Source organism: Schinkia azotoformans LMG 9581, from assembly GCF_000307855.1.
In the GTDB taxonomy this organism is placed as follows: domain Bacteria; phylum Bacillota; class Bacilli; order Bacillales; family Bacillaceae_J; genus Schinkia; species Schinkia azotoformans.
The window spans coordinates 1-26941 of record NZ_AJLR01000049.1 but is presented as its reverse complement, the minus strand read 5'-3'; the positions used below and the strand labels follow the sequence as shown (position 1 = coordinate 26941).

The 26941-nt window shown below is 35.6% G+C and carries 30 protein-coding genes, 1 rRNA gene, 3 pseudogenes and 1 riboswitch; of the genes and pseudogenes, 13 read left to right on the top strand and 21 right to left on the bottom strand.

Features of this window, described 5'->3' with window-relative positions:
• Positions 1–27: 27 nt before the first annotated feature.
• Both BAZO_RS09650 and BAZO_RS09645 read right to left on the bottom strand, forming a co-directional pair.
• Positions 28–1857 carry a TolB family protein gene (locus BAZO_RS09650; RefSeq protein ID WP_003331265.1) on the bottom strand — a complete coding sequence of 610 codons (1830 nt, stop codon included), beginning with the start codon at positions 1855–1857 and terminating at the stop codon, positions 28–30.
• 1 nt (position 1858) lies between these two features.
• A complete protein-coding gene (locus BAZO_RS09645) occupies positions 1859–2356 on the bottom strand; it encodes an RNA polymerase sigma factor (RefSeq protein ID WP_003331264.1) in 498 nt (165 codons plus the stop codon).
• A gap of 135 nt (positions 2357–2491) precedes the next feature.
• Here BAZO_RS09645 and BAZO_RS09640 point away from each other — a divergent pair, with 135 nt between their 5' ends.
• Entirely contained in the window at positions 2492–2902 is a 411-nt protein-coding gene (locus tag BAZO_RS09640) for a thiol-disulfide oxidoreductase DCC family protein (protein WP_003331263.1), read from the top strand.
• Between the two features lie 20 nt (positions 2903–2922).
• The gene (locus BAZO_RS09635) at positions 2923–3729 is read left to right on the top strand and encodes a VOC family protein (RefSeq protein WP_003331262.1); all 807 of its coding nucleotides are present in this window, start codon (positions 2923–2925) and stop codon (positions 3727–3729) included.
• Between the two features lie 33 nt (positions 3730–3762).
• On the opposite strand, the gene BAZO_RS09630 is transcribed toward BAZO_RS09635, so the two are convergent.
• Positions 3763–4239 (bottom strand): MarR family winged helix-turn-helix transcriptional regulator, encoded by a 477-nt coding sequence (locus tag BAZO_RS09630; protein ID WP_003331261.1) that lies wholly within the window; start codon positions 4237–4239, stop codon positions 3763–3765.
• A 146-nt stretch (positions 4240–4385) separates the two neighbouring features.
• Between BAZO_RS09630 and BAZO_RS09625 the strand changes: the two genes are divergently transcribed.
• The gene (locus BAZO_RS09625; protein ID WP_003331259.1) at positions 4386–4883 is read left to right on the top strand and encodes a CarD family transcriptional regulator; all 498 of its coding nucleotides are present in this window, start codon (positions 4386–4388) and stop codon (positions 4881–4883) included.
• Positions 4884–4925: 42 nt separating this feature from the next.
• Positions 4926–5324, top strand: coding sequence for a hypothetical protein (locus BAZO_RS09620; RefSeq protein WP_003331258.1), 399 nt, complete (start codon positions 4926–4928; stop codon positions 5322–5324).
• Positions 5325–5443: 119 nt separating this feature from the next.
• Here BAZO_RS09620 and BAZO_RS09615 read toward each other — a convergent pair whose 3' ends face one another.
• The 7 genes and pseudogenes from BAZO_RS09615 to BAZO_RS09585 all read right to left on the bottom strand — a co-directional run bounded on the left by BAZO_RS09615 (position 5444) and on the right by BAZO_RS09585 (position 9684).
• On the bottom strand, positions 5444–5941 hold the full coding sequence (locus BAZO_RS09615; protein WP_003331257.1) for a hypothetical protein: 498 nt from the start codon (positions 5939–5941) through the stop codon (positions 5444–5446).
• A 31-nt stretch (positions 5942–5972) separates the two neighbouring features.
• Entirely contained in the window at positions 5973–6317 is a 345-nt protein-coding gene (locus tag BAZO_RS09610; RefSeq protein WP_003331256.1) for a hypothetical protein, read from the bottom strand.
• A gap of 14 nt (positions 6318–6331) precedes the next feature.
• Complete coding sequence (locus BAZO_RS09605) at positions 6332–6784, bottom strand: helix-turn-helix transcriptional regulator (protein ID WP_003331255.1); 453 nt, start codon at positions 6782–6784, stop codon at positions 6332–6334.
• A 144-nt stretch (positions 6785–6928) separates the two neighbouring features.
• A pseudogene (locus tag BAZO_RS21705) lies at positions 6929–7099 on the bottom strand (DUF1259 domain-containing protein); the annotation flags it as partial.
• Positions 7072–7599 (bottom strand): DinB family protein, encoded by a 528-nt coding sequence (locus BAZO_RS09600; RefSeq protein ID WP_003331254.1) that lies wholly within the window; start codon positions 7597–7599, stop codon positions 7072–7074. The gene BAZO_RS09600 and the pseudogene BAZO_RS21705, both read right to left, overlap by 28 nt.
• 427 nt (positions 7600–8026) lie before the next feature.
• Positions 8027–8584, bottom strand: coding sequence for a glycoside hydrolase family 18 protein (locus BAZO_RS09590; protein WP_211208555.1), 558 nt, complete (start codon positions 8582–8584; stop codon positions 8027–8029).
• A gap of 206 nt (positions 8585–8790) precedes the next feature.
• Positions 8791–9684 (bottom strand): DMT family transporter, encoded by an 894-nt coding sequence (locus tag BAZO_RS09585; RefSeq protein WP_003331251.1) that lies wholly within the window; start codon positions 9682–9684, stop codon positions 8791–8793.
• Between the two features lie 395 nt (positions 9685–10079).
• Between BAZO_RS09585 and BAZO_RS09580 the strand changes: the two genes are divergently transcribed.
• The 3 genes and pseudogenes from BAZO_RS09580 to BAZO_RS09570 form a co-directional block, all read left to right on the top strand.
• The gene (locus tag BAZO_RS09580) at positions 10080–10946 is read left to right on the top strand and encodes an SPFH domain-containing protein (protein WP_003331250.1); all 867 of its coding nucleotides are present in this window, start codon (positions 10080–10082) and stop codon (positions 10944–10946) included.
• 14 nt (positions 10947–10960) lie between these two features.
• A complete protein-coding gene (locus tag BAZO_RS21700) occupies positions 10961–11113 on the top strand; it encodes a type II toxin-antitoxin system antitoxin (protein WP_003331249.1) in 153 nt (50 codons plus the stop codon).
• Between the two features lie 173 nt (positions 11114–11286).
• Positions 11287–11786: pseudogene (locus BAZO_RS09570) on the top strand (DUF2087 domain-containing protein); the annotation flags it as partial.
• A 53-nt stretch (positions 11787–11839) separates the two neighbouring features.
• Here the strand turns inward: BAZO_RS09570 and BAZO_RS09565 are convergent.
• Complete coding sequence (locus BAZO_RS09565; protein WP_003331247.1) at positions 11840–12277, bottom strand: SRPBCC family protein; 438 nt, start codon at positions 12275–12277, stop codon at positions 11840–11842.
• 51 nt (positions 12278–12328) lie between these two features.
• Positions 12329–13108: a Cof-type HAD-IIB family hydrolase gene (locus tag BAZO_RS09560; protein WP_003331246.1), complete on the bottom strand. Its 780-nt coding sequence runs from the start codon at positions 13106–13108 to the stop codon at positions 12329–12331.
• 162 nt (positions 13109–13270) lie between these two features.
• Between BAZO_RS09560 and BAZO_RS09555 the strand changes: the two genes are divergently transcribed.
• From BAZO_RS09555 to BAZO_RS21685, 5 genes are all read left to right on the top strand, one after another.
• Entirely contained in the window at positions 13271–14218 is a 948-nt protein-coding gene (locus tag BAZO_RS09555) for a hypothetical protein (RefSeq protein ID WP_003331244.1), read from the top strand.
• The gene (locus tag BAZO_RS09550) at positions 14211–14774 is read left to right on the top strand and encodes a hypothetical protein (protein ID WP_003331243.1); all 564 of its coding nucleotides are present in this window, start codon (positions 14211–14213) and stop codon (positions 14772–14774) included. The genes BAZO_RS09555 and BAZO_RS09550 overlap by 8 nt, the downstream gene beginning before the upstream one ends.
• A gap of 475 nt (positions 14775–15249) precedes the next feature.
• Entirely contained in the window at positions 15250–15333 is an 84-nt protein-coding gene (locus tag BAZO_RS21695) for a YjcZ family sporulation protein (RefSeq protein WP_233276060.1), read from the top strand.
• A 545-nt stretch (positions 15334–15878) separates the two neighbouring features.
• A complete protein-coding gene (locus BAZO_RS09545) occupies positions 15879–16670 on the top strand; it encodes a protein-glutamine gamma-glutamyltransferase (protein WP_003331242.1) in 792 nt (263 codons plus the stop codon).
• A 163-nt stretch (positions 16671–16833) separates the two neighbouring features.
• Complete coding sequence (locus BAZO_RS21685) at positions 16834–17055, top strand: YjcZ family sporulation protein (protein WP_081585675.1); 222 nt, start codon at positions 16834–16836, stop codon at positions 17053–17055.
• 202 nt (positions 17056–17257) lie between these two features.
• Here BAZO_RS21685 and BAZO_RS23005 read toward each other — a convergent pair.
• Positions 17258–17416, bottom strand: a pseudogene (locus BAZO_RS23005) (transposase); the annotation flags it as partial.
• A gap of 116 nt (positions 17417–17532) precedes the next feature.
• Positions 17533–18039, bottom strand: coding sequence for a DUF4367 domain-containing protein (locus BAZO_RS09540; protein ID WP_039957306.1), 507 nt, complete (start codon positions 18037–18039; stop codon positions 17533–17535).
• Positions 18040–18492: 453 nt separating this feature from the next.
• Between BAZO_RS09540 and BAZO_RS09535 the strand changes: the two genes are divergently transcribed.
• Positions 18493–19536: an FUSC family protein gene (locus BAZO_RS09535; RefSeq protein ID WP_003331240.1), complete on the top strand. Its 1044-nt coding sequence runs from the start codon at positions 18493–18495 to the stop codon at positions 19534–19536.
• A 36-nt stretch (positions 19537–19572) separates the two neighbouring features.
• On the opposite strand, the gene BAZO_RS09530 is transcribed toward BAZO_RS09535, so the two are convergent.
• From BAZO_RS09530 to rrf, 7 genes are all read right to left on the bottom strand, one after another.
• Positions 19573–20739, bottom strand: coding sequence for a TraB/GumN family protein (locus BAZO_RS09530; protein WP_003331239.1), 1167 nt, complete (start codon positions 20737–20739; stop codon positions 19573–19575).
• 130 nt (positions 20740–20869) lie between these two features.
• Positions 20870–21532, bottom strand: coding sequence for a GNAT family N-acetyltransferase (locus tag BAZO_RS09525; protein WP_039957302.1), 663 nt, complete (start codon positions 21530–21532; stop codon positions 20870–20872).
• A gap of 7 nt (positions 21533–21539) precedes the next feature.
• Positions 21540–22412 carry a carbon-nitrogen hydrolase family protein gene (locus tag BAZO_RS09520; protein WP_003331237.1) on the bottom strand — a complete coding sequence of 291 codons (873 nt, stop codon included), beginning with the start codon at positions 22410–22412 and terminating at the stop codon, positions 21540–21542.
• Positions 22413–22511: 99 nt separating this feature from the next.
• Positions 22512–24296, bottom strand: a complete 1785-nt coding sequence (gene thiC / locus BAZO_RS09515; RefSeq protein ID WP_003331236.1) for a phosphomethylpyrimidine synthase ThiC — start codon at positions 24294–24296, stop codon at positions 22512–22514.
• 337 nt (positions 24297–24633) lie between these two features.
• Positions 24634–24750, bottom strand: a riboswitch (TPP riboswitch).
• 63 nt (positions 24751–24813) lie between these two features.
• Positions 24814–26067: a copper amine oxidase N-terminal domain-containing protein gene (locus BAZO_RS09510; RefSeq protein ID WP_003331234.1), complete on the bottom strand. Its 1254-nt coding sequence runs from the start codon at positions 26065–26067 to the stop codon at positions 24814–24816.
• A gap of 142 nt (positions 26068–26209) precedes the next feature.
• A complete protein-coding gene (locus BAZO_RS09505; protein WP_003331233.1) occupies positions 26210–26725 on the bottom strand; it encodes a hypothetical protein in 516 nt (171 codons plus the stop codon).
• 122 nt (positions 26726–26847) lie between these two features.
• Positions 26848–26941 (bottom strand): 5S ribosomal RNA (rrf, locus tag BAZO_RS21175); the annotation flags it as partial.

The window sequence follows — 26941 nt, the reverse complement described above, 5'->3', positions numbered from 1 at the left end:
GCTAGTGAATTGGCTACTTTTTGAAATTTAAAATTTATATTTCTCATTTGTTTTTGGATCAAATTCGTATAACATCGATTTATTTTCATCCATGACCTGCATTATTAATTTTTGATTTTGCCAAAATAATGAATGTGATCCGGTAAATTGGTCAACTTTCTCCCCTTTTACTACATCAAAAAGATAAGTTGTTGGAACAAAGCCAGGTTCAGAAAATACATCGGCAACTACATATTGGCCTGTGGAGTTAAGAGACATTTGCTCAATCACAAGGCTCTCGCTGTTATTTTTCGGCTCTAATCTAGAAATTTCAGTAAATGTTTTTTGATCACGATCGTATTTAAGAATAGTAACCCCAGCAGGCTCTCCCACTTTTTCAGCCATTTCCTGCAGACTGAAAATGACGTCCTTTTCATTAGGACTAATAACTAATGAACTGATTCTTACGGAATCTGTTAGTAAAAATTCTTTTGGAATATCTGTTAATGAAAACAGGCGCTCCCTATCTCCCCCATCTTTTACTAAGAAAAGTTCATTTGAAAAATCAGCACTTGTGACTTCAACACTTTCTGTTTCTGCTATATTTTGAATAATATACTGACTCTTTTCCTGCTTCAATTCAAATTGATACGTTCCCACCTTATAATAAGGATTTGCCGTATACGTCCAGTACACATTGGCTGTAACAGTCGTGATGCCATTTTTCTCTTTCGAACTGATGACGTCATAACCAATTTGATGCGGGTTTGAAACTGTTAAAAACTCCGGCGGCTGCTCCATCATGCTTTTCGCATAATCATCATCCCTAACAATTAAAGCCTGCAAATATCTTTCCACTGTTTGTTCAGCTGAAATCGCCTTCTCGTTTAGAGAGATTTTCATAATTTGAATAGATGCATTTGGATCAAACTGACTTAATTTCAAAACATATAATGAACGCTCATTTGAACTCCAGATTGGTAAAGTATATTGATATAAACCTTGGTTTTTATTTTCGAATCGAGGTGGAACGTTTGTTGTTACTTTTTTCTTTGTTTCAAGGTCGAGGTCTTTAATCCAGACATCATCAAATCCATTGTTATTCTTAACATAGGATATATACGCTCCATCCGCAGATACCGCTGGGTCAATGCCTTTATCCACAAAAGACTCTTCGCCGTTTTTAATATCTTTCATGAAAATTTGACTATCCCGCTCAAAAATCAACTTTTTTTCTTTTTCAACAAAAATAAGACTTGAACCCTTTGTCACAGATGTTTCTTTCATTGTTTTGAGATTGATTTCAACAATCTCGGATTTGCTTCCTTCGTTCTTTGTAACATAAATCGTGTTTTTATCCTTCCATGTCGGCTGACTATAGCTGATATCAGACGTACCTTTCATTATTTCTTTACTTTCTTTAGTTTGTAATGCCAAAATATAAATTGTTCCATTTTGTGAGAAAAGAAGCTGATCTTCTATTATTGATTGGCTCATGCTATCAGCAACTTCTTTCGTTAAATTCGTTAATCCTTCATTCGTGTACTTAAAGATCCCCTGGTCCCGTAACGAAACATATAATGATCCCTTTTGATGTGAATAGGCAACGACTTCCCCACTGCCGATATCCATAAATGAGATTGAGTTTGTAATATTTAATGAACTTGCCTTCACAAAATGATCAGGTTGCGAATTTGAAAAATAAAACGCCATAAATACTGCAGCTGCCAGTAATCCACTGATCCATGGATTCCGCCACAAGCTTTTTCTGCGTTTTGATTTTGGAACGAATGTTTTACGCAGATCCTGTTTTAGTTCATTATTTACATAAATTTGTTCCTTCAACTCATGTAAGTTTTTTTCAATTTTGTCGTCCATATTATTCTTCCCCCAGACATTTTTTCACCAAGAGACCTAGTTTTTTAGTAATTCGACTCGATTTCACACGTAGGGATTGTTCGGTTTTGTCCAAGATTTCCGCTATTTCTTTAAACCTTAAATCTGCAAAATAGCGGAGATTCGTAATCTCTAGATCTTCCTTCGATAAATAATTCAGGCTCTTTTTTAAACATTCCATCTCATCAGACTGATTAAATGGGTCCTCAAAAGGAAGCGGATTAAGGTAGAATTCCAGATCATCACCGATTAAAAGGCTTTTCTTTTTGCGGTAAAAGTCAATGACGGAATTTCTTGCAATCATGAACAACCATGCTTTCGGGTTTTCTATTTTCTTTAAGGTTGATTGTTTTTCACATGCTTTTCTAAATATGTCACTAACGATATCATCCGCATCCCATTTGTTTCCTATTTTAAAACAGACGTAACGATATACATCATCGAAGCATTCATCATAAATTCGGATAAATGTATCACCCAACTTCTCTCCCTCCATATCTTAAACCGGCTCTATCTTTAAAAACGAATGAATTTCAAAAATGTAACATCAGTTTGGAAAAAATATTTTTGTTAATGGTATACTGAATTTACCATAAATGTAAGCGTGGGGTTAACTATGAAGAAAACTAAGGGAAAAGCGATCATTTTATTTGATGGTGTATGTAATTTTTGCGATCAAACTGTTAATTTCTTAATAAATCATGATACCGATGAAAATTTTTTATTTGCTTCCTTGCAATCGAATGCGGGTCAGGACCTTTTGAAAAAGTTCAATTTGCCAACAGAGCATTTTGACAGTTTCATCTATGTTAAGGGTGAGAAATATTTTACAAAATCAACGGCTGCACTCCATATTGCCAAAGACTTAAGAAAATGGTGGCAGCTTCTTTATATACTCATTTTAATCCCGGGACCAATCCGGGACCGTTGTTACGATTGGATAGCGAAAAATCGATATAAATGGTTTGGGAAAAAACAGGAATGCGCTATTCCAACGCCTGAAATAAGGAAAAGATTTTTAAATTAAATACAAAGGAGATGTGTGAGGTGAATGTAAAATTTGACCATTTAGTCCACTTTACAAGTAATCCTAAAGAGACACAGGCGGCATTTCAAAAGCTTGGATTTAATACAATAAAAGGCGGAAATCACACGAATTGGGGAACACGTAATTGTCTCTGTTATTTTCACAATTTAGGCTATATTGAGTGGATTGGTTTTACTGACTTTGAAATAGCAAAAACATCTGACAATATCTTAATCCAACAAATTGTTAATGATTCCGCTTTTGGTGAAGGCTTTTCAACCATGGCTTTTAGAACAAACGACATTTCAGCATTACAAAAAGAACTTAGACAAAAAGACTACGAAACTATAGGGCCATTTGATGGTAATCGGATAAGAGAAGATGGCTCAATATTAAGCTGGTCTATGCTGTTTTTGAAAGAAAAATCGGATGATCAAGTGCGTTACCCTTTCTTTATCCAATGGGGACATGCCGATGATATACGAAAAACTGAAATGAAAGCATTGTGGCAACACAAAAATGGCGAACCATCTATTTCGTACATTAGTTTTGCAGTTCAAAATGTGCAAAAAACAATCCTGCAATATTGTCGACTATTTGATATTGATCAGAACGCATCTAGAAATGGACATGATGAATTTGGAGATTTTACCGAAATTCCTATAAGCAATATATCAATACGCCTCTATCGAAAGGCGCTTGAATCATCAGCCCTAATTGGAAGCAATCGTCCTTTATGCTGTGGGATTGCGGGAGTTACTGACGAAAAAGAATCAACTATCAATGTTCAAGGGGCCATTTACAAAATCCAAAAACGTCATCCCTAGAAATGACGTTTTTTTTCGTGTTATTCTGCTGAACTACGAATCTGAGCCAAGCAAGGCGCGGTTGGTTTCAGTGATTAGGCGCATCAATCCCCAATCAGATTCCATGATTTCTTTCAATAATCTAAATTGTTCGTCCCCGATTTTCCCAATAATTTTTTTCTCAAGGTTTTCTTTTAACTCGATATATTCCTGGTAGCATTTTTCACCTAGTTCCGTTAATTGCACGCATTTATCTTTTTTATTGTTTTCGAGATTCTTTATTTTAAGAAGTCCCTTTGCCTCAAGATTTTTGATAAATTTATGGGTTGCTTGACGAGATATATTGACTTGCTTTGACACATACGAAATCGTTGGCTGCTTTTGATAAAGTTTAGATAGAATAAACCATTCCGAATTCGAAATATAAATATCACTATTATCATTCCAACTTTTTTCAATGATACTGCGAATTTGATGATGGCGTTCACTTAATAAGTCAAAAAAATCTAAGTTTTCCAGAACAGAACTCAAACATTTCACTCCAATCAATCCTTTATTTCGGAAAATAATATATTAAATTCCCAACCAATTGTCAACTAAATTGACAAAATTTCATTCTTGGATTAAAATAGAAATAGTCAAACAAGTTGACAATTTTAAGAATGGGAGCAATGATCATGTTCAAAGAAGGAGATTTGGTTACCTATTCAACACATGGTATATGCAAAATAGTCGACATATGTACGAAAACGTATTCTGGAATTACAAGAAATTATTATGTCTTGCATCCTATCGGGGACAGCAACCTAACGATCCAATGCCCAACAGATAATAAACAGAACGTCATGCAGGAAATGATGGATGAAGGTGAAGCGGAAGAAATTCTAGAATCCTTTAAAGAGCCCGGTATGAACTGGATTGAAAAGCCAAATGACCGCAAAAGATACTATTCTGACATGCTTAAAACAGGTAATCGCGAAACGATCGCAAAAATAGTTAACACCCTAATGAGGAAGAAAAGGAAAGTAGAAAACGACGGTAAGAAGTTGGCTGAAGCAGATCGAAAAATGTTATGTTCCATTCAAAACATATTATTTAAAGAATTAGCCTTTTCACTGAATACAAGCTTCGAAACCATTGATAAACAGGTAAACAAATTAATAAAACTAAATTGATATTCCTATCTATGCCTATAAATTAGAAATGGAGAATGCTTCATGTTTGAAAAACTATATTTAATCTATAACCCGTTAACTGGCACTAAAGATTGGGTTTCAGAAAGAGAATTTAAAATTGGGTCTTTAAGATTAAAGAAGGTGTTTGGAGTTTTATATTTATACGATCTTAAATTTATGCTACAGTTTAACCCCCAGTTCAAAAATTCGATTGTAAAGGAAAATAGCCTACTCAATGAAGAACAGATCTGTCTTAAACATGTATGCAGATTAATTACGAAAGATGAACTAGCGGAACTTTTAAATAATGAAGCTACAGACAGTATCCAAAGCGAACAATCCTATTATGAAACACATCCATCTAGAATTGAAATCAAAGATGGTTTTTTTATGTGGAACGAAGAAAAAGGATGCTATGAAGAGGCTGTTGTGAATGCCTAATGAAGGTTAAGATTTAGCAATACCGCACTGAAACCAAATTTCAATGCGGTTTTTTTATATTACAGGCCACTATCACGATTGCCATTGGCACGGTCGTGTCCCCGCCACCAATCCAAGTCCTAGTAAAACCACTTTGTCGGCAATAGGAACGTCCATGGTGTCGTGATAATCGCAATCGTAAGCGCTACTTTGAACCGTAACCGGGCTTCTGCAATAACAGGTACCAGCGTAATTTTATAGTTAAAAAGAAAAATGAAGTAAGATGCTACAAGCATTGAGATTAAAATGATAACTACAGCCAGAGGATGACTAAATGGGTCATAGCTTATTGCTGAAGTTATTTCATAGGACAAACCTATTTTTTCCTCCAACATAATACATAGGAATAAAATTAAGGCACCAAGAATATCTGCTAAAAACCCATACAACCAAACTTTTAAAATACTTTTCTTGTAAAATGTTTTTAGATTTATTTTCGAATTCGAAATTTTAAAAAGATAAAAGCAAACAATCAAGACAATTGAATCAATTACATAATTTCCAAAAAGCGTAATGAAAATGACCGGTGGAAAAAATAATAAAAACCAAATTGGAAAAATAACATTATAAGTTTTCATACTCCCTGCTCCTCCTTCAAAAGAAAAATTTTTACCGCTTTGTAATATATTTGAACCACCAAAATACTAAATAGGCATAGCTCACAACGATAAAAATCGCCCACAGCTTGAAATGGCTAAGTTCTACCAACAACCATTGAAATTCATCATATTCATAAGGCCTTCCTATTCCAGTAGCCAAAGACACAACAAACATAATGAAAGGAAGTAATATTGACACTATATTTAGTGGAGCCGTAACTTTTTTTTGAAAAATAGCAGCAATAGCCATAGATATTGTTAGAATAAAAAATAAGTAATACAAAACAACGGCCCAACCCGGTAATGAAGCTGAAAGAATGACTTGTGATTGTGTAAGGAAATATAATAATTTCATGCTACTCCCCACTCTTACTCTTCTTTTAGTTCTTTTAAACGATTTATAGCCTCATCCAGATTAAATGTACTGAAACGACGATAATTTTCTTCATCCAATATGCGATAATGTTGGCTAATAATATTTTGCTGTAAGCGAAAGTCTCCTTCTTTTGAAACCTCCTTCCACCAAACCTTTCCACCCATTGTTTTCTCTTTTTTACTCTCAGTGTTTTTTAATCCAATTAATTTAATAAATTCGACTGGATCATCACCTAACACAGAGTTGAGGATTTCACTTTGATTGAATAATGCACAGACAGCTACAATGGTTGTCCAATTTGCGGTAATTCTCCCTTTTTCTATTTGGACCAATGTTTTTTTGGATAGCCCAAGTATCTCAGCCATTTTGTCCTGGGTGTAGCCCTGCTCAGTGCGAATTAGTTTTATTTTTTCAGATATTATAATGATTGCAGTTTCACGTTCCATAACACACCTCTTTTACACCTTTAGTGTAATTATACACTTTTGGTATGATTTTACAACTATAAAACCAAATTAAGGGACAAAAAAAGGCAGAGGATAACCTCTGCGAATTTTGTTTGGTATCGTAGATACAAAATTAAGGTAAATTTAGGAAACTGGATAACTGCTCAGGAATGAAAAGGAGTGTGCCATTTTTTTCGCAAAATTTAACGGAGGCTCAACAGATTGTATGTGAATATACAAGATCGAAGGTTCAGTATATAACCAATGATTATGCAAGGCACTAACAATCAGCCCCTGTTGGAGAACCGAATACATATTTCTTTTAATTCTTTAATTTGCTCAATATGACGTTTTTCATGGAGAGCCATAAATTCAAGTATTTGTTTTATATTCATAGGTCCAAAGAGTGGATGTACCATGGATTTATCCTCAAATACAGTTTCTTCCGTAAGTTGGCCTAAATATTCAATGAGCGGCGTTCTTACATGATTCAACTTTTTTAAGAGTTCATCTTTGCTCATAAATACAGTTGACGGATCAGGGAAGGGTGATCTTAGCTTGTTTTTACGGTCTAAAATAAAAGCAATGTTCTTATCCACTACCCTCATGCTCTTCTCTTGCTGCACAGCTTTTTTTAATGCAGGTAAAACAATTTCATCTATAAAAATAAGATGACGTATAACTTGAGAAACACTCCACTTATCTTCACTAAGCTTTTGGTTTAATTGTTTATCTGATAAAGCATCTACCTCATCCAATAATTGTTTACGCACCGATTTCAACAACTCTGACAAATAATCGAATTTCCCCTGCATTTAATTCCTCCTTTTGATATTAGGATTATTCAAATAAATTATAGAAAATTCCTAATTCAAGTAACCCTTTACTTCAACTAGAATAGGCATTTCTCCTTCTTGAAGAAATGCCTCCTTTTGTTTAAGTACAATTAATCACAATATTGCTTTCACGATAAAAGTGCCCTTAATAGCTCTTTGCCCCTGTTTCAAAAATAAATAAATTAATTAATTAATGAAATTCATTCAAATATCAATGTTTAATTATTTTTTTGTATTTTAATACCGAAATAGATCCAACAAACCAAATACATAATCGGTATAACGAACATAAATATTTCACAAAAAAATTGTTCTAAATCAGTATCTGCAAACACAGTTCCGATCCCTAAAAAAAACACAATAAAATAAATGGGGATTATACCCGCAATAAAGAAAAAATGAAAAATTACCTTCCTCCACATGAAAACAACCCCATTTTTAGTGAGATATACATTTTTTCAATTAACCCTTTCGCTACTTTTGGCAATAATTCCACTAAAATTAAATAAAAGGAATCTCGGTCTGTTAAATACAAATTTTCCATGTCAATATTAATACCGTCATATTTAAACTGATTCATTTCATTGCGTAAGTTCTGAATGAAAACATCGCGGTTTTTATCGTTATCGAGCACATTACTCGCTACCTGCTTCCCCTTCTCCACAGTTTCATAAAAGAGATTATGTACAACCATATATACCTTTAGGTCTTTTTCATGAGCACTTTGAATAACCTTTCTTTTATGATCTGCTGTAACGGATTCTATAAGACTGCCTGGACGTTTATCATCAAGCTTATACCAAAAAGGTGCAATGATGCTTAAACTAGAGAATTGGGAGTCAACTGTAGGTTGAGACCCTGGATACGTTCCTTCCTGTTCTGTGTAGAAACCTAAAACCTCACGAGGAGTTTTATTCGTACTGTGATTTTCGTCTTTACTTTGTAACTTACCGTAGGAAGACATTAGTATAAAGACCATGCTTAAAGAAATGATGGTGAATGACCGATAACAATTTTTTGCCAGGAAAAAGATCACCACAAATTTAAGTAGCTTAGTTTTAAAGTACAAAAACGCATTTGGAGGGAAAATCCAAACAGAATCAGCAACCAAATTAACATTGTAAATAACATTAAAATTGGCATAAAAAACGCTCAAGATGAGCGTTTTTTTTACATAGTTTTTTTCTTTTGTAAGCTTACAACCACAACACCTGCCATAATTAAGAAACCACCAATAAAAAAGTTCACGTCTAACTTTTCATTTAACAAAAGCCAGCCTAAAAAAGAACCGACAAGTGGCTGGAAAAAGAAAAACAATGAGCCTATTCCCGCATCCATTAGTTCCATACCTTTATTCCAAAGAAAAAATGCTCCAGCAGTTGAAACTACCCCAAGATAAATAACTCCTAAAACGATTAAAGTGTTTTGATAATATACATCGTTAGATTGAAGTTCCCAAACAAAAGCAGGCGTAGTAAAAACAAGTGCAAAAAATACAGCATAAGTCGTTATTGTTAATGATGAAAGACGTTTAGAAGCAACCTTGACATAGACTGATAATAACGCCCAAGTAATGGCGGCTCCCACCAAAATGATAGTTCCTAAGAAGTAAGTTCCAACCTTTGTATCCCAACCAATTACAATAAGAACTCCCAATGTTGCTAATAAAACTGAAGTAATCTTTCTAACGGTCAATTTTTCCTTTAGTATAAACCTTGCAAACACCACAATAAAAGCTGGTGTAGCTGATGTAATCAAAGCTCCCGTGTGAGCATCCGACAATTTTGTACCAATGAATTGGAAAGCAATGGATACGAAGTAACCTATGAAACCAATCCAAGCTATTAGTAACCAATCACTTTTCTTAATCTCTATACGATTGTCATTTTTTAAATGAATTATTTTTAACACAACAAACAAAACAACAAACGCTATAACATACCGCAACCATACTAACGTTAAGGGTGGAATATAATCTAACACATATTTACTTACTACATACATACCGCCCCACATACTTGCGGCTAATGATAAACATATTGCTCCAATTAAATTTTGCTTCATCAATAATACCTCCGTCTTTTTATAAGGGAATTGTGATAATACTTCCCCTAAGACGAGGCATGACTTTTATATTACCTATTCATCCCTCGACTTAGGAATGAATAGCTGGTTGGTCATTTTCAAAAATATCAAAATATAATCTCATTACTTAATCCCTCCATTTTACATTTTCTTAATTTTAACATAATTCCATTTATTAGGACTAACGTTTTGTCAAAAAAAGAACCACATAATGATGATCCAAAAAGCAAAGAGTCCATCAGCAATGACATTTAGTAAAACAAATAATCATACTGGGAAATAATACATCCAATTTTCTGTATTACTTTTCTTATAATCATGATATAATAGTGATATCACTTTAGTATCATTTCAATTTCAAAGGAGGCATTTTTATGGTTGAGAAAAGAGCAACTGGCACAAACGGTTTTATTGGTTTATTAGTGATTTTAGCAGCATTAGTCCTAGGAGTTTTCCTTATCATCCGTGAAATACAAAACGAAACTTTTAGCATCGGCATGTTTGTATTGGCTGGTTTATTAGTACTCGTTGCTGTTATCATGAGCACAGGTATTGTCCTAGTAAAGCCAAACGATGCAAAGGTTATCTTATTTTTCGGTAAGTATTTAGGAACTTTAAGAGAAAGCGGCTTATGGTGGACTACCCCATTGATCACGACCCAAGTGATTAGTGTGAAGGTATTTAATTTTAATAGCCCGAAAATTAAGGTTAACGATGTAGACGGAAATCCAATTGAAATTGCTGCTGTTATTGTTTACAGAATATTAGATACAGCAAAAGCAGCGTTTGAAGTAAATAGCTATAAAGAATTTGTGGAAACACAAAGTGAGTCAGCGCTTCGGCATATTGCAAGCCGTTATCCATATGATACTGCCCGCGACGATGTAGATTCTTTGCGAGGCAATTCAGAAAAAGTAGCGAAAGAACTTTTAGAAGAACTTCAGGATCGTTTAAAGGCTGCTGGAGTGGAAGTCATTGAGGCGCGATTTACCCATCTTGCCTATGCACCTGAAATTGCTTCAGCAATGCTGCAACGCCAGCAAGCCGCTGCTATTATTGATGCTCGCGAAAAGATAGTCGAAGGTGCCATTGGTATGGTTCAGTCCGCCATTGAGAAATTAGAAAAAGACATTGAGTTAGACGAGGAACGCAAGGCCGTCATGGCTAACAATTTAATGGTCGCAATCGTCTCCGACCGAGGTGCCCAACCGATTATTAACACCGGATCACTATATAATTAAGCGGACTGATCATTATGTCTAAAAAGAAACAATTCCCACTTCGCATCGACCCCAAATTATATGAGGTTCTTGAAAAGTGGGCACAAGATGAGCTCCGAAGTGTCAATACGCATATCGAATACCTTTTAAGAGAATCAGCGAAAAAAGCAAAAAGGCTAAAAGACTAGTACAAATAAATTTGATTCAGCTTACGAGACCTGCAGGAATGTTGAAAAACACCCTGCAGGTTTTTTATTGACACAAAACAAACAGTCTATTATTACGTTTATTATAAAGTAAATAATTATATATTTTGTTCATATAATGACAAACTTTTATAGGGTGTGTTTATAAAATGGAAATAGCAGACTATGAAAATAGGTTTTACGAAGCGGAAAGATTTATGCGAATTCATATAGAGAGCGCACATGGATCAGTCTTACCGACCATCAGAAAAGCCTGCTCCGTCTTTTTTATCAAGGAAAAAATGATTCGGATATCCAGCAGGAACTTGGTATTGGCAGTGCCTCTACGATTCGTCACCATCGATTCGCGTTGAAGGAAAAAGAACGACAAGCAAAAACCTTTTTAGCCATGATGGAATTATTAAAAGAAAAAGATGAGTACGCCCCGGCATTCCTTCCTGTTCACAAGACAGCGAGAATGGTTGATGATAGATACAATATTACAAAAGAAGAACAAGAAAAAATAATCAAAAAGTACTTTCCAGAAGGAACCAACCACTCTTTAGTTAAATTTCCGCCAAGGGAAAAACAACGGCTTGTTGTACTTCGTGAGATTGTAAAACGATTAGAGGTTGAATGTATTTATACGGAGAAAGAATTAAATGAAATTTTAAAGAGCGCAGCTGCTTGTGTTGATTTTAAACAAGCAGCTTTTGTTTTACCTATTCTTTACTCCTTCACTAACCCACCTCGAAGTTTATTAATGCCAAATTCCAAGTAAGCCTTCAAGGAGGTCAGCATAAAGACCCAGCCTTCTTTATTATCAATTAACTGATTTACATGATCTTCATCATTTTCATTAAATCCTTCTTCCAGTACTTCAATAATTGTACTGTTAGGATCTATCTCTTTCAGTGTAATAGTGATGGTATGCCCTTCCCCATTTGCTCCCCACTGGAACACGATTTTTTTATTTTTCTCGATTTCTTTAATATCAATTTCTAATTCTGCGTTATATTCCTCATATTTCAGTATAATGGTCTTCCTCTCTTCCCATCTTTCAGAACTGGAAGAAAACCAAAAATTACCGATTTTTGCGGGGTCAACGAATGCTTCAAACACTTCTGGTGCCGATTTTAAAATTTTAAATTTAGTTAGATTGTTCATTGCTATTCATTCCTCTTCTTTTAGATATAAATTATCTTAACCTTATGTGGTCTACAACAAACCAACCATTTGAAGACCATGAACGATCCCGTCATCTTCTACTGATTTTGTAATGAATTTTGCAACTTCTTTTACACTATCTTCTGCATTCCCCATGGCAACGCTGTTTTTTACGGTTGACAGCATTTCCAAATCATTCAACCCATCTCCAAAGGCATAATGTCGTTCAGCGGGGATTCCAAGTTTTTCGGCAAGTTTTTCAATTCCTTTCGCCTTCGAACCTCCTTTAGGAAGGAGATCAAGGGAAACTGGATGCCATCTCACGAAATCAAAGTCTTGAAACTCCCTTTCATATTGCTTCTCCTCTCCTTCTGAACAAAAAAGAAGAGACTGGTACAGCTCGCGTCCTTTGTAATAATGGGGATCATACGTTGGAAATCGATCAAGTTTTAATGTATCAATACTTTCCTTTATATAGGCATGTTCTGAAACATTCATTTTCATATCCTCATGGTCCATAAAAACAACAGGATGATGATTACGAAGAGCCGCTTCCGTTAACTTTTCTAAGGATTGAATTTTTAATGGATTTGTATAGATCACTTCCCCATTTAAAACTACGAATGAACCATTATAGCTGATATATGTATTAATATCTAATTCTTTACGAAGTTTTTCAAACATAAACGGGGCTCGTCCTGTTGCAATTGCAACCACATGTCCACGTTCTTTCAGCTGGAAAATGGCTTGTTTTGCAGAAGACGGCAATTGTTTTTCATGATTTAGCAACGTCCCATCAATATCGAAAAATATAATGCTTTCTTTTGTCATTATCGGTCCTACTTTCAAATATTAATTCCTTATTAATCTTACCTCATTTACAAATGAATGAAAAATAAGATGGTTAGACAACCCAATCTTAGATAAAGGAACAATTTTCCATGAACCTTATGTTAATATGGAATTAGATCAAAAAAGAAACGGGGGAGTTTCTTGAAGGAGAAAATATTTTGGGTTGGTATAGTAATTATTGTTATTAGTTGGGTTGGTAATTATTTGTATTTCCAATCAAAACAGCTTGAACAGCCGATTTTTTTAGATCATTACTATGAAACTTATTTACAAGACGATAACTATTTAACTTTTTATTATTTGACCAATAAACAAGACCCCTCTCAGGTTAGCTACGCTTTGATTGATGGATTGGAAGCCTATCCACTTTCTAATGAAGGGGTGTGGCATTGGCAACCAAATACACCTACGTTTGAGCAGGAATTTTCCCATCAATATTTAAAATCAGTGAGATTGCAGCTACCTAAATATGATTTACCGATTGAAGAAGGCTCTGACGATGTTTGGACGTTTGAAGAAGTCACTTTTACTTTTTCAAATGGTGAGATGGTAACTACAGACATTGGTAATGTGAATGTATACGGTAGATTACCAAATTCAGATGTTTTTGAAAATCGGGTGAGCTCAAGCAGTAACCAACACCGTAGCGATGATTCAATGGTTACAGTAAAGCCCGTTATAGTCGAAGCTATTACAATCCCTTTTTCAGAAGAAATATCACAGGATGTACTTGTAAAGGTAAATACTGATCAAGAAAAATTAAAGGAATTAGAAGCCATAAATCAAGGTGGAAACCCTCCAGATTGGTTTGAAGAGGAGCGGGATTTAGATTGGGAGAAAGTGAGTGGTGTATCCATTGATGAGGACATTTTCCCTTTTGAATTGAAGAAAGATGATTGGTTGACACTTTCAATGAAATTTAACCCGAACAGAAAAAGCTATTTTGAATTTGGAGTTGAAATTAACGGGAAAACAGCTGAAGGTGAACCGTTCATGCAGAAGGCCTTCATCATTGATCATCCCTACTTCACCCAACAGGCTGTGAATGAAATCATCGCTGAAAAAGCTGGAGGTGCTGGCAATGAGTGAGGCTTTTAACAAAATCTTTTGGGGTTATTTATTGATTCTGATTGAAATTCATTTCTTGGTCATTGATATTTTTCCTGATCCACTTGGATACTATCTCATTTTCTCTGGAATTAGCATGTTATTAAACGATTTTCCTATTGGCAATAAGGCCAAAAATATAGCCTTGACTCTTATTTTTATCTCTATTCCAACTGTTTTTATCGAGCAAAATACAGGTGCAGATCAATTGGGGCAATTACCGTTTTTATCAGGTTGGTCAATATATATGACTGTATTAGGGGTATTAAAATTAATACTTGTCTTTCATATTTTCCAACTTATTATGGCAATTGTTAATAAACATGGCGATTTTTCCCTCATTAATCGCACAACGAAGACATTTTACACCTATATTCTCATAATGGTCCTAACCATGATTGCACACTCCTTTTCGATCAATTTTTCAACGGATCAGTTCATTGTTGTTTCGATCATTTCCTTAGTTCTAGGGTTTATAATGGAGATTGTGCTTCTTGTACTTCTGAGGAAGATGAGGAAAATAGATTGTGAAGGGTAAAAAATTATTGATAAATGAGTAGAAAAATCGGTTCCATCACAACGATGGAAACCGATTTTTTATTGCTCTATTATTAAATTAAGATTAGGATAATTTTGCTAGAATTTCACGAGTAAATGCGGGTTCATCAGCTGGTGTACGTGATGTAACTAGGTTTTCGCTAATAAAAGAGTAATACATAGTATCAGAATAACTGATAATAATATTCATCCTCCTTTTCTACCCAAAATACTTCATTATATATGTTACATTAAAATCGACGCAATTCTTCAATAAACTTGCTTCGTTACTTCAATAAGCAGGGGATTAATCTGCTGGACATCAGGTTCGAAATGCGTAACAGCAAAAATGAATCTTTAGTCTAAAATATTTTCCATATTTGTCCGAATCTGATAGGACGTGAATTTCATAACATGTACTATCTTATAAAAAGGTGGTGATACTGATGCAGTGTGGAACTTATGGCGGCGGTGGAATGGGTAACAGCTTTGTTTTAATTGTTGTGCTTTTCATTTTATTGATTATTGTTGGAACAGCCTTTGTTGGCGGAGGTTATTAGTACTTTTAAAGTACTAATCCAACCTCTATAACCATAATAGGAAGCACTTTTCTAAACGTGCTTCCTATTATTAAAGTTCAATACTGGAGGTGAAAAGTTATGTATACTCGACCAGTTTATTGCCCCCCAAGATACTTAGTTCGAGATTGTTTTGTTCCATGTGTTCACCCTATTATCCATCCAGTAGTTCATGTAAATCGTTTAAATGTAGTAAATGTACCTAGACACATTTATAAACCTATTAGAAAAAATGTTATTGTTGAGCACAGACGTCCCTTTTATTGCTAAATTTCCTGAATGCCATGCTTAAAAAGTAGTATGGCATCTTTGATTATTTCAAGATATATGCTAAGGAATAATATTTATCATTTGTGATATAAAGAGATCTTCACAATCCGTTTAGTAATTCAAGCAACACCCTTGAAAATACAAGTGCGGCCTATTTACGCTACCCTTGACCCACATAATAATTAACATGATTAATAATAATGAGAATACGATAGATATGAATGCAGATGAAAAACGATATAGGAATGGGGGATTGTATGATCCTAATATCAGGGGTCCCGTTTCAACAGAATGAAAAGTGGCATCTTGGGAGTATTGAGAAAACAATTATTAAACAGATGCAGAATGCCGCCGCTATTTATTCTTATTATTTCGTGGAGGAATTAGTGTTTGAACTTAAAGTGCGAAAGAACATTATCCAAAGTGCGAACGAAATGAACAAAAGTCAAGCAGTGTTTACAACCTTTGTATATGCCCGCTGCAATCCTAGGTACTGGCAATTAACAAGGGCAGGTGGGTTCCTTTTAAGACCCGATGTGCTGCCGGCCGATGCGATTCTGGATATTTATCGGAACAGTTCACTCTATGCATTTGATTGTGCAACAGCTATTCCAATTATCTATTACCATGCAATATTGAATAGTGTTGGTAGCTATTTATTTAATTCACTATTTCGAAATCTGTATATTTACAGCTGGCATACAGATACTGACTTAGGTATCATCACCTTCTATTCCAATCATTTTTTACCTGGAGATGTATTGTACTTTAATAATCCTGACTTTGATCGAAAAACACCACAGTTCAGAGGTGTTAATGCTGTTCTCCTTGTTGATGGAAGATTGTTTGGACATGGATTTAACATAAGAACACCAGCAGAAATGATTCAAATTCTTAATAAAAAAAGAAAACCGATCAGTTCCCAATCAGCTTATTTAACAAAATTGGTGACAAGACCTTCTTTTAAGTATTTATTCAGAGTGACAAGTTGGTATAGAAATGGTAAAGAATACAAAATACAGCGTCCGATCATGGGTTATGCACCATAACAAAAGTTCAATTTCATATGTTCAGTATCTTTATTCATCGATGTAATTTCTTGGCATTTCACAACCCTGACATTTACCTATTTAATTTCTGACAGGCTCTAAACCCACCTTCGAGAGTATTATATAGTGAAACTCATTACTCGAAGGGAAGTGTGATAAGATAATGTATTCAAACCTTAATGCACCGCCGACTCTTGGTGCTAATATTGCTCCAAATGTTGCTCCAATGCCTACCTATACTGCTCCTGCTTATGGTTATGGATGTCCCGCTCCTGTTTATAGTTATGGCTGCCCTATTTATCGGAACGATTTTATCTTAGTTGTAGTATTGTTTATCCTACTCATCATTGTAGGTGCAAGTTGCTACAGCTATATAAAGTGCTAACTTCATTGCTTTTTTATTATTCCGCAAGTGTCAAAATAACCCCCACCTAATTATATGAATATATCAATCAACATGAGATAATCTCTTCAAATCTGTTTTGAGGAGATTTTTCATGTCCAAACAGTCAAATCTAGAATTACGTAAAGAATGGAACGACGGATTTACATTTATAACAATTAGTACAAATCCAATAAAACTAATAGCGACCATTATCTTTGCAATATTTATCTTTAAGTTCGTTATAAACAAAAGAGAAGTCAATCAAATCGTTGATTTTACGCAGTAGATTATCCTTGGGAACAACTAAATCATAAATATCAATATATGGACTGAAAACCATGGATTGTTGATTTTGCAGCATAGCACCCACCCGTTTAAAATTGATACTAAAATTGTATAGCAAAAAAGGTATAATTTAGAAGGACTTTTTCAGTACCCTCTTTCTTCATTTCAATACTCTGTTTGATAGTTTAGACTCTATCTCATCGACCTAGCAATCTCCAGCATTTCTTCCTTTTTTAAAATGGAACTATCCATTTTAATTAAAGTTCCCTCTTGCCTCCAAGAAAGGATGCCACCAGTAATTATTTTTCCCTTCCCCACTTTTTCACCGCTATTGACCCATGGTTGAAAATAACCCACGTTACCGTTTATATCTAGCTTCTCAGCACTTGGTTTTAACTTTTCCATCTTTATTGTAGCTGCTCTTCTTTCTTCAATTCCGATAATCATATAGGTATCATTGGAGTCCATATAATGCAGCCTAATCTTTGATATAAAGTCTTCTTCACCGAACGGATAGGTTTTAATTTCAAGTGTCCAATCCTCCGGGACGTTCCGGGGCGTGAACACCTTGAAATGAACTCTGTCTTTAATTTCTGAAATAGTAAGACTGTCGAGGTTATACATAATTTCAGCTTGAGTTGGCAAAGGAAGCGATAAAATGAATAAAGTCAATAAGATGTACCAAATGTATTTTATCAAGCATATATCTCCAGTCTGTGAGTTTTTATTTAGTATGCCCATTAAGAATTACCTCATGTTCTGTTTTGGTCCTTCTTAATTTGTTGAACACTTAGCACCTTACAAAAAGCTACATCGTTTTCCATCGTTTTCCATCATTTTATGTTAAACTAGCCTCAATCAATCTATTTAAAAACGAGGGGTAGTTGTGGACTTACTTTCTATCCTATCCTTATCAAGAAAAATCAACATTATTCAAGGCTCCCTGTTTACACTAATCAGCTTGAAAATTGCTTTTACTGAAAAATAACCTTGAACTATATTTTACCAAATTTTAGTGCAATATTCTGATTTTTTGAATTTTAACAAAGCCGTTGAAAAAGTTTCTGTTTCAACGTATATTTGATAAAGTATTTCTTTCAACGAACAAAGAAATAAAATTTAAATGGCCTTGAAATGGAGGATTCGATCATCGTGACGCTAGGGCCACGAGTCATTAAAACTGGAATTGCTGTTACACTTGCTTTGTTTATTTGTTCTTATTTTAATCTGCAATCTGCTGTGTTCGCCGGTGTGGCTGCTATTTTTACCATTCAACCGTCGATTTACCGAACGTGGAAACAAGTATGGGATCAAGTTCAAACGAATACACTTGGAGCAATTATCGCTCTCTTAGCCCTATATTTTCTTGGCAACGATCCAATTGCCATAGGGCTTGTTATGATCATCGTCATTTTAATTAGCCTCAAATTAAAAATGGAGGAAACTATATCCCTTACATTAGTAACCGTCCTTGCTATTATGAGTGCCCCAGGGATTGAGGAAAACTGGGTATTCGCTTTGCACCGTTTTGGAATTATTTTAATCGGAATGATTTCAGCTTTATTAGTAAATATTTTCATCTATCCACCAAAGTACAAGAAAAATTATCTAAACAAAGTCCATAATATTTTCCAAAATATGGCCCTTCTAATGAGAACTGCGATTTCTAACGAAATGATTGAAAAATCATATCAGGAACAAATGAAAGATTTGGAGAATGATATTCTAAAATTAGAGGAGCAATATAGGCTTTTTGATGAAGAACGCGAAAAAATGGCGAAAATAAATAATATTAATTTACGTGAAATTGTCGTGTTTAAGCAAATGCTTAAATCACTTCAACAGGGATTTCTTGTATTGGAAAATATCGATGAGTTTTACTTCCAAAGCAAACCGAATCCTGATGAGAATATGCTTTTTGATCACCAAATCGAGCATTTAGTTAAGTACCATGAACTTTATTTATTAAAGTATGAAGGAAAAATAAAAACAGATGAACCGGAGCTTGAGGAGGACCTAGTTTCACAATCTAAAGTCTTCTTAGAAAAGGTATTTGATTCCTATAATCTAAATCATGAACAAAAAATTCATCTTGCTGTTATCGGTTCTTCCGTCTATAAATATGCCTTTCAAATTGAGCGTTTAAATCGTGTGATTGAGCAATATCTTAGAAAAACACAAAAGGATGAAGCCTAAGCGTTTCATCCTTTTGATTTTAATTTTTATTATAGGTTAAAAGTTCTGCAAAAACGTCTTAATGACGTCCATTCCACCTATAAAGGTTCCCAGTGAACCCCCTATATTTACAATCATAACAATGAGCAATATTCTAGTTACCTTGTTCCGCCAAAATCCTTTGACGCTAAAAACATCCTCTGACAGCCTTTCAAAGTCTTTTACGCTTGGTCTCCTTATGTAAGCCTGGGTTAAGCCTGCAAACCATCCTGCTGCAAGGAGCGGATGTAGAGTTGTAATAGGTGCTACTACAAACGCTGTTAAGATTGTCAACGGATGCCCTAACGCGACAATGGCTCCAAGTGCAGCGAACGAACCTGTCCATAAAATCCAGCTGATCGTTTGACCAAGTCCTGCTGATGGATTAGTAAAAAATGTATAAGCAATAATGGCTAAAATCAGAATCGGAAGGCTCCAGCCAATAATTTTAGGCCACTTGGATTTAGGAGGAAGTACAGTCAATTGCTTCAAATCATGTTCTTTATGGATTTCCTTTGTAATGCCCGGTACATGGGCAGCTCCTAAAACAGCAACGATTTTTTCACCGGGTGCATCTTTGATTTTCTGGGCAAGATACTGATCTCTTTCATCAACTAATGGTTTTTTTAACTGTGGGAAGGTTTCGGTAAATTCATTCAGGATTGCATTAATCGTATCCTGATTTTTCATCTTTTCCAGTTCTTCCTCGGAAATTGTTTCTGTGCTAAAAATGCTGGCTATAATCTGGCTAAGAAGAATGGACTTCCCTTTTAGACCAAGATTTCCCCAAATCCTTGAGAATGTAACTTGGATATTTCGGTCCGCTAGCACAAGCTCAGCACCCATTTCTTTCGCTGATTCGATCCCTTGAATCATTTCTTGTCCAGCTTTTATGCCAAATTGTTTAGCCATACGGTTTTGAAAGGAAGAAACGGCTAGATTTATTAAAAGCAAAGTTGCCTTCTTTTCTTTAATAACCTGAATGATATCCATTTCTTTCCACTTGGTACCTTCGATAATGGATTGATATCTTTGCTGATCCAATTCTACACAAACAGAATCCGGTTTTTCTACTTCAATCACTTCTTTTACCTGCTCGGCACTATTTTTCGAAATATGTGCTGTACCAATAAGTATGTATTCTTTTCCATCTAAATTGATTCTCGTAATATTTTCCTCGTGCATTGTGACCTACCTTGTTATTTTCTATTTTTTTCATTATAACACGAAACACACTCACAATGCTTTTTAGAACCCATCAATTGAAAAATGGGACCACAAAGTTTTATTTGTGAATCCCACTTTTAACTTGAAATTATTTAAAAGGATTTTTCCATTCCATTAATGCACCATAGTTTAGCGATTCCGCGTCTTCTAAGTAGTTTTCAACTACAGCTAGCGGTGTTCTGCCACATCGCAAAAGGAAAGAAATGACTGGATCCTTCGTATTTCCTTCGGTAACCTTGCGAATATACTCTTCTGGTGTCCACTGATTAGCCATTTTATGATACCCGGGCATCCTTCCGCCACCAAGAAGACGATCCAATCCCAGCTTGATTACAGTATGATACATCGCCTGCATCATCAGTTTTCCTAGGCCAAATTTTCGGAAACTAGGCCTTACAGCGATGTCGACAATGTAAAGTGTATTTCCATTTGGATCATGGTTGCGGATATAACCATTATCAGTGATTTCTTCCCATGTGTGGTTTGGATGCTTCGGATCAAAATCAACGATTAATCCCGTCATCGAACCTGCTAGTTCACCACCAACCTCGATACACATTGCGCCTTCAGGAAATAATGTCACATGATTGGTCAACTGTTCCTCCTCCCACCATAAATCGGAAGGAAACGGGGGAGGGAAACATTCTGACTGTATCTGGATGAGTTCACGAAAATCTGCCTGTATATAGTTCCGAACAACAATAGGATAAGACTTCCCATCATGAAAAATAAAAAACTCGCTCCGGTACACTCACCTCTCACCCTTCTACATGTTTTTCCCAATCGACATATAAATCAACGCGGCGGTCTCTCCACGTCGTAACAGAGCCCTTTTCGCGCACCTCGTAAAGAAGATTTAAATCAAGATCTGCAGTTACAATCATATCTTGGTTGATTTCCCCTTCTACCAATAAACCTTTTGGAGGAAACGGTATATCGTTTGGTGTAATAACAACTGCCTGCCCGAAGTTTGCTCGCATAAAATCAACGGTTGGAAGTGACCCTACGGTTCCCGTTAGAACAACATACACTTGGTTTTCGATCGCCCGTGCATGACTTGTGTAGCGTACACGATGAAAACCGTGGCGATCATCGGTACAAGACGGACAGAAAATCACATCTGCCCCTTTTGCTTTGGCCATTCTGACAATCTCTGGAAACTCAATATCGTAACATGTTAGGAGCGCAATTTTTCCTTTATCCGTTTCGAAAATCTTAAAAGAGTCACCAGCTGACATATTCCATTCATCTACCTCCGTAGGAGTAATATGAAGCTTAGCTTGTTCTTCTACTCTTCCATCCGGATAAAAAAGATGGGCAACATTATAAAGACGGTTGTTTCTAGTTAAAACATGCGTCCCACCGATAATATGCATCCCAGTTTCTTCAGCCAACTTTTTAAATAAATTAAGATATTGCTCTGTAAAACTTGGCAAGTTATTAATCGTTAAAGAACTGCCCTGTCCGTTTCCGATAGATAATAACTGTGTTGTAAAAAATTCAGGGAACAGTACAAACTCTGATCCATACTCTTGTGCTGTTTTTATATAATGTTCACATTGATTGGAGAACTCCTCAAATGATTTTATTGTGTGTAAATGATATTGAACTGCAGATACTCTTATTTTCAATAGAAACTCCTCCTATCCTTTTCGAGTCCAATCTACTCTATTCATTTCGATAGGACAAATATATACTAAAATAGACCGGTTTCCAAGAATTACGATTTGTTATTGATAGATGCCTCCTCCAGCTTGCTTGAACTCGGTAGCTTTTTCCTTCATTCCTTTTTCAATCGCTTCGGTCGTCTCAAGATTATGGTCCTTAGCATAATTTCGGATATCTTGAGAAATTCTCATACTGCAAAACTTTGGACCACACATGGAACAGAAATGGGCTGTTTTGGCACCCTCTGCTGGTAAAGTTTCATCATGATATTCTACAGCCCTTTCTGGATCTAGTGATAAATTAAATTGATCTTGCCATCGGAACTCAAAACGGGCCTTTGATAAGGCGTTATCACGAATTTGTGCACCAGGATGTCCTTTTGCTAAATCAGCAGCATGGGCGGCAATTTTATATGTAATAACTCCTGTTCGTACATCTTCTTTATTTGGCAGGCCTAAATGTTCCTTCGGAGTAACATAACAAAGCATAGCAGTCCCATACCATCCGATCATCGCAGCACCAATGGCTGATGTAATATGGTCATAACCAGGTGCAATATCTGTTGTTAGTGGACCAAGTGTATAGAATGGGGCCTCTTGGCACACTTCTAATTGCTTATCCATATTTTCTTTAATCAAATGCATTGGCACATGACCTGGACCTTCAACCATCACTTGAACATCATGCTTCCATGCTATTTTTGTGAGTTCCCCTAATGTCTCTAACTCAGCAAATTGGGCCTCATCATTTGCATCGGCAATTGATCCAGGACGTAGACCATCACCTAATGAAAAGGCAACATCATATGTTTTCATAATTTCACAGATTTCTTCAAAATGGGTATATAAGAAGTTTTCTTGGTGATGGTATAAGCACCACTGGGCCATAATGGAACCACCGCGGGAAACAATACCTGTTACACGGTTCGCAGTTAGCGGGATGTAACGTAAAAGCACGCCTGCATGAATAGTAAAATAATCGACACCCTGTTCTGCTTGCTCAATTAATGTATCGCGATAAATTTCCCAAGTAAGATCTTCTGCAATTCCATTCACTTTTTCTAAAGCCTGATAAATCGGTACAGTACCAACAGGTACAGCAGAATTGCGAATAATCCATTCTCTTGTCGTATGAATATTTTTACCTGTTGAAAGGTCCATAATAGTGTCTGCTCCCCATCGTGTTGCCCATGTCATTTTTTCAACCTCTTCTTCAATGGAGGACGTTACAGCTGAGTTTCCCATATTCGCATTAATTTTCACATGAAAATTTCGCCCGATGATCATCGGCTCTATTTCCGGATGGTTTATATTAGACGGTATAATGGCCCGACCTTTTGCCACCTCATCACGAATAAATTCTGGTTTCATATTTTCTCTGATTGCGATAAATTCCATTTCTGGTGTGATTATTCCTTTTCTGGCATAATGAAGCTGTGTAACACTTTTTCCTTTTTTCGCACGCAGCGGTTTACGTTTTAATCCTGGGAATACGGCCTGATTAGCCCTCGGATCATTTTTAACTTGAAAACCGTTATCTTCAGGCTTTATTTTTCGTCCTTCGTATTCCTCCACATCGCCCCGTTCTTGAATCCATGGACTCCTTAGCACTGGAAGGCCTTTAGATAAATCAACAGTATAATCAGGGTCAGTATAAGGACCACTTGTATCATACACTCTTACCGGTGAATTTTCTTGTTTACCAAATGTGCCGGTTGTCGAGCTTAATTCGATTTCACGCATAGGCACTTTAAGATCCGGCCTTGATCCAGTCACATAAACCTTTTTACTTCCTGAAAAACTTGACATAATGGAAATACTTTTTTCATTTAATGAGGATGTTGACATAGTTTAAATCTCTCCCTTTTTATCAAATGCGCCTTGGCGTATTTGTGCCCGGATTTTTTCGAGCTTGCTCGAAAAACTACCTCTGAAAATCCGTGGCATCTGCCGGAGGCTTTAACTTTATTCAGATAGAATTTGAACCCCCACTGAATTTAGTACTAGTTTGCATTCATCTCAGCATCTGTGTTAGTGAGGGATTCTACTGAATAAAGTTAATAAATGGCGGACGAGATCTAGAGCAAAACAGGTAGATGGTTAACACCAAAGGAGAAAACACAGAAAAAGCCGGATCCAATCAATGAAAGGATGGACCCGGCTTTATATGTATTAAAGGCATATAAAAAGAAGAAGTTAACTTCCCTACGCTGGTATGATCCAGATCAGGTCCAAAGGGTCAAGAAACTTCAACGCGGTTTCTTTCTCAGCCCAAGCTCATTGGACTCCCCTAGTTATTGCTATTAAATTTGAATTTAGTATACATGAATTTTCAAAAAAGTGAAAGGGATTTTTCAGAATTTTTTTATTTTGAAAAAATGAACACTGTTTTATTCTGTCCATCCCACTCAACTTCAGCTCCAAGTGATTCACTTACAAAACGAAGCGGTACCATTGTGTTGCCGTGAATTAACCTAGGTGCTACTGGAAGTGTTATAGATTTTCCGTTAATCGTTGCTTTATTGTTGTTTAAAACAAGCGACATAGACGTGCTTCCTTTACTAGCAGTTATGGTTTGATTTTCCGGATGCCACTTAACCTCAGCACCAAGCTTTTCAAAAATTACTCTCATCGGAACGAGTGTTGCCCCGTTCATAACAGTTGGTGGTTGTTTAAAAGCTTGCCATTCCCCATCAATCAGGACATTTATTTTTCCTAAATCAGGGATTAATGAATCGAACTCGATTTCTTCCCCAAAATATTCTTTGCGCAATTTCGCTATTGTTTCTAATGATTGCTCGCGCTGCTTTAAAATCCCGTTCACTGTTTCATATTTTTGATTGAGGATGGCATCTTTTGAATCCCCTGCGATTTGTTGAATACTTTGTGTAGATTGACTTTTAACAGTTTGAATGGTTTGTCCTTCTTTTTGAAGCAATTCTTTCCATTGTTTGCCGGCTACATCCTGGCTAATTTTTCCTCTATTATATTGATTCATAATACTTAGTGAATAGTTTACATTACTGCCATTCTTAAGTTTCGACATTGGGCTATTAAGATAATTTTCATTTACCGCATTTTTATAATGCATCATTGGGCTATTTAAATAATTTTCATTAACTGCGTTTTTATATTTCATCATCGGGCTGTTTAAATAGTTCTCATTTGTTGCATTTTTAAATTTCATCATTAAACTATTTAAATAGTTGGGATTGATACTGTTTGCATATTTCTGCATTGGACTATTCAGGTAATTGGGGGTTATTTTATTCTGATAATCTCTTAGCTTACTTGAATAGGAGGAATTCCCATCATATTGTGCTTGAATGCTTTCAAAATCCTTTTTTAATAATCCATCAAGATATTGAAGATCGGAATCGGTTTGGTTTGAAAACTTATCAAAAGAATTAAATTCATCCTTTTGATAATCCTCATATTCTTTTAAGCTTGATTGTTGGAAAACCCTATATTCATTAGATATTTTCCCTTCATAAGAACTATACTCGTCGCTGATCTGTTTAATAAAATTTTGGTTTGCAGCAAACACTCCGCTTGTTGTACATAATAAAATGACAGATGCGATAAGCCCACAAGTAAAAATCTTTGAAACTCTTATCATATCTACATCTCCTTATATTTTTTTATCCAGTCCATTTCCATTTTATCCTTTTTGCCAATATTTTGTAATAAGTAAAAAGAAATATTAAAAAAGCCCTAAAAAGTTGAAATCTCCACTTTTTAAGAGGCTAAACAAAAAGAATTTATTCAAATTTGAAACTTTCAATAATTTTAGGGATATCTTTCACCATTTCTTCATATCGTTTCAATTCATTATCTTCAAGTACTTGATCGAGTGGGGTATAGTATAGGTAAACGTCCCCGTTCTTTCGAGTAATTTCCTTCGCAGATCCTGTTGGACCCTCTGCTTGTGCCTTCTCCCACTCCTCTTCAGAAATAGTATTAATCCAGAAAAGAGATTGCTTGTAATCAGGATTTTGAGATGGAAAAATAAATTCTGTCATTCTTCCCGACTCAACGATATGAACATCGTTCCATGTAGATGGTAATTCTAACATCCAAGCATCTGTTTGATTAACATAGGTTCTAATTTCTTGGCTTGTTCCATTTTGTTCTTTATTCTCATCAGCGGATATTTGTTCGTTTTGATTTATTTCAGGAGCTTTTGCCTCAGTAGTAGCATTCTCTTGTGCTGTACTACACCCAAATAAACCAAGACTCACAATCCCAAATATTGCAATACTTTTCCAATTGAACATAATTAATTTCTCCTTCATCATGAAATATTTTCCATTAATAAGACGAAGGAAAATCAGTTACGTTACAATATAAAACAAAAAAATTATAAAAAAAGAACAGCATTTCTGCTGTTCTTTCGTTTGCTTGGCAACGTCCTACTCTCACAGGGGGACAGCCCCCAACTACCATCGGCGCTGAAGAGCTTAACTTCCGTGTTCGGAATGGGAACGGGTGTG

Coding starts and splice junctions, on each gene's coding strand:
- BAZO_RS09650 (WP_003331265.1), bottom strand. CDS start 1,857: ATGGACGACAAAATTGAAAAAAACTTACATGAGTTGAAGGAACAAATT.
- BAZO_RS09640 (WP_003331263.1), top strand. CDS start 2,492: ATGAAGAAAACTAAGGGAAAAGCGATCATTTTATTTGATGGTGTATGT.
- BAZO_RS09625 (WP_003331259.1), top strand. CDS start 4,386: ATGTTCAAAGAAGGAGATTTGGTTACCTATTCAACACATGGTATATGC.
- BAZO_RS09620 (WP_003331258.1), top strand. CDS start 4,926: ATGTTTGAAAAACTATATTTAATCTATAACCCGTTAACTGGCACTAAA.
- BAZO_RS09615 (WP_003331257.1), bottom strand. CDS start 5,941: ATGAAAACTTATAATGTTATTTTTCCAATTTGGTTTTTATTATTTTTT.
- BAZO_RS09610 (WP_003331256.1), bottom strand. CDS start 6,317: ATGAAATTATTATATTTCCTTACACAATCACAAGTCATTCTTTCAGCT.
- BAZO_RS09605 (WP_003331255.1), bottom strand. CDS start 6,784: ATGGAACGTGAAACTGCAATCATTATAATATCTGAAAAAATAAAACTA.
- BAZO_RS09600 (WP_003331254.1), bottom strand. CDS start 7,599: ATGCAGGGGAAATTCGATTATTTGTCAGAGTTGTTGAAATCGGTGCGT.
- BAZO_RS09590 (WP_211208555.1), bottom strand. CDS start 8,584: ATGTCTTCCTACGGTAAGTTACAAAGTAAAGACGAAAATCACAGTACG.
- BAZO_RS09585 (WP_003331251.1), bottom strand. CDS start 9,684: ATGAAGCAAAATTTAATTGGAGCAATATGTTTATCATTAGCCGCAAGT.
- BAZO_RS09580 (WP_003331250.1), top strand. CDS start 10,080: ATGGTTGAGAAAAGAGCAACTGGCACAAACGGTTTTATTGGTTTATTA.
- BAZO_RS21700 (WP_003331249.1), top strand. CDS start 10,961: ATGTCTAAAAAGAAACAATTCCCACTTCGCATCGACCCCAAATTATAT.
- BAZO_RS09565 (WP_003331247.1), bottom strand. CDS start 12,277: ATGAACAATCTAACTAAATTTAAAATTTTAAAATCGGCACCAGAAGTG.
- BAZO_RS09560 (WP_003331246.1), bottom strand. CDS start 13,108: ATGACAAAAGAAAGCATTATATTTTTCGATATTGATGGGACGTTGCTA.
- BAZO_RS09550 (WP_003331243.1), top strand. CDS start 14,211: ATGAGTGAGGCTTTTAACAAAATCTTTTGGGGTTATTTATTGATTCTG.
- BAZO_RS21695 (WP_233276060.1), top strand. CDS start 15,250: ATGGGTAACAGCTTTGTTTTAATTGTTGTGCTTTTCATTTTATTGATT.
- BAZO_RS09545 (WP_003331242.1), top strand. CDS start 15,879: ATGATCCTAATATCAGGGGTCCCGTTTCAACAGAATGAAAAGTGGCAT.
- BAZO_RS21685 (WP_081585675.1), top strand. CDS start 16,834: ATGTATTCAAACCTTAATGCACCGCCGACTCTTGGTGCTAATATTGCT.
- BAZO_RS09530 (WP_003331239.1), bottom strand. CDS start 20,739: ATGCACGAGGAAAATATTACGAGAATCAATTTAGATGGAAAAGAATAC.
- thiC (WP_003331236.1), bottom strand. CDS start 24,296: ATGTCAACATCCTCATTAAATGAAAAAAGTATTTCCATTATGTCAAGT.
- BAZO_RS09510 (WP_003331234.1), bottom strand. CDS start 26,067: ATGATAAGAGTTTCAAAGATTTTTACTTGTGGGCTTATCGCATCTGTC.
- BAZO_RS09505 (WP_003331233.1), bottom strand. CDS start 26,725: ATGTTCAATTGGAAAAGTATTGCAATATTTGGGATTGTGAGTCTTGGT.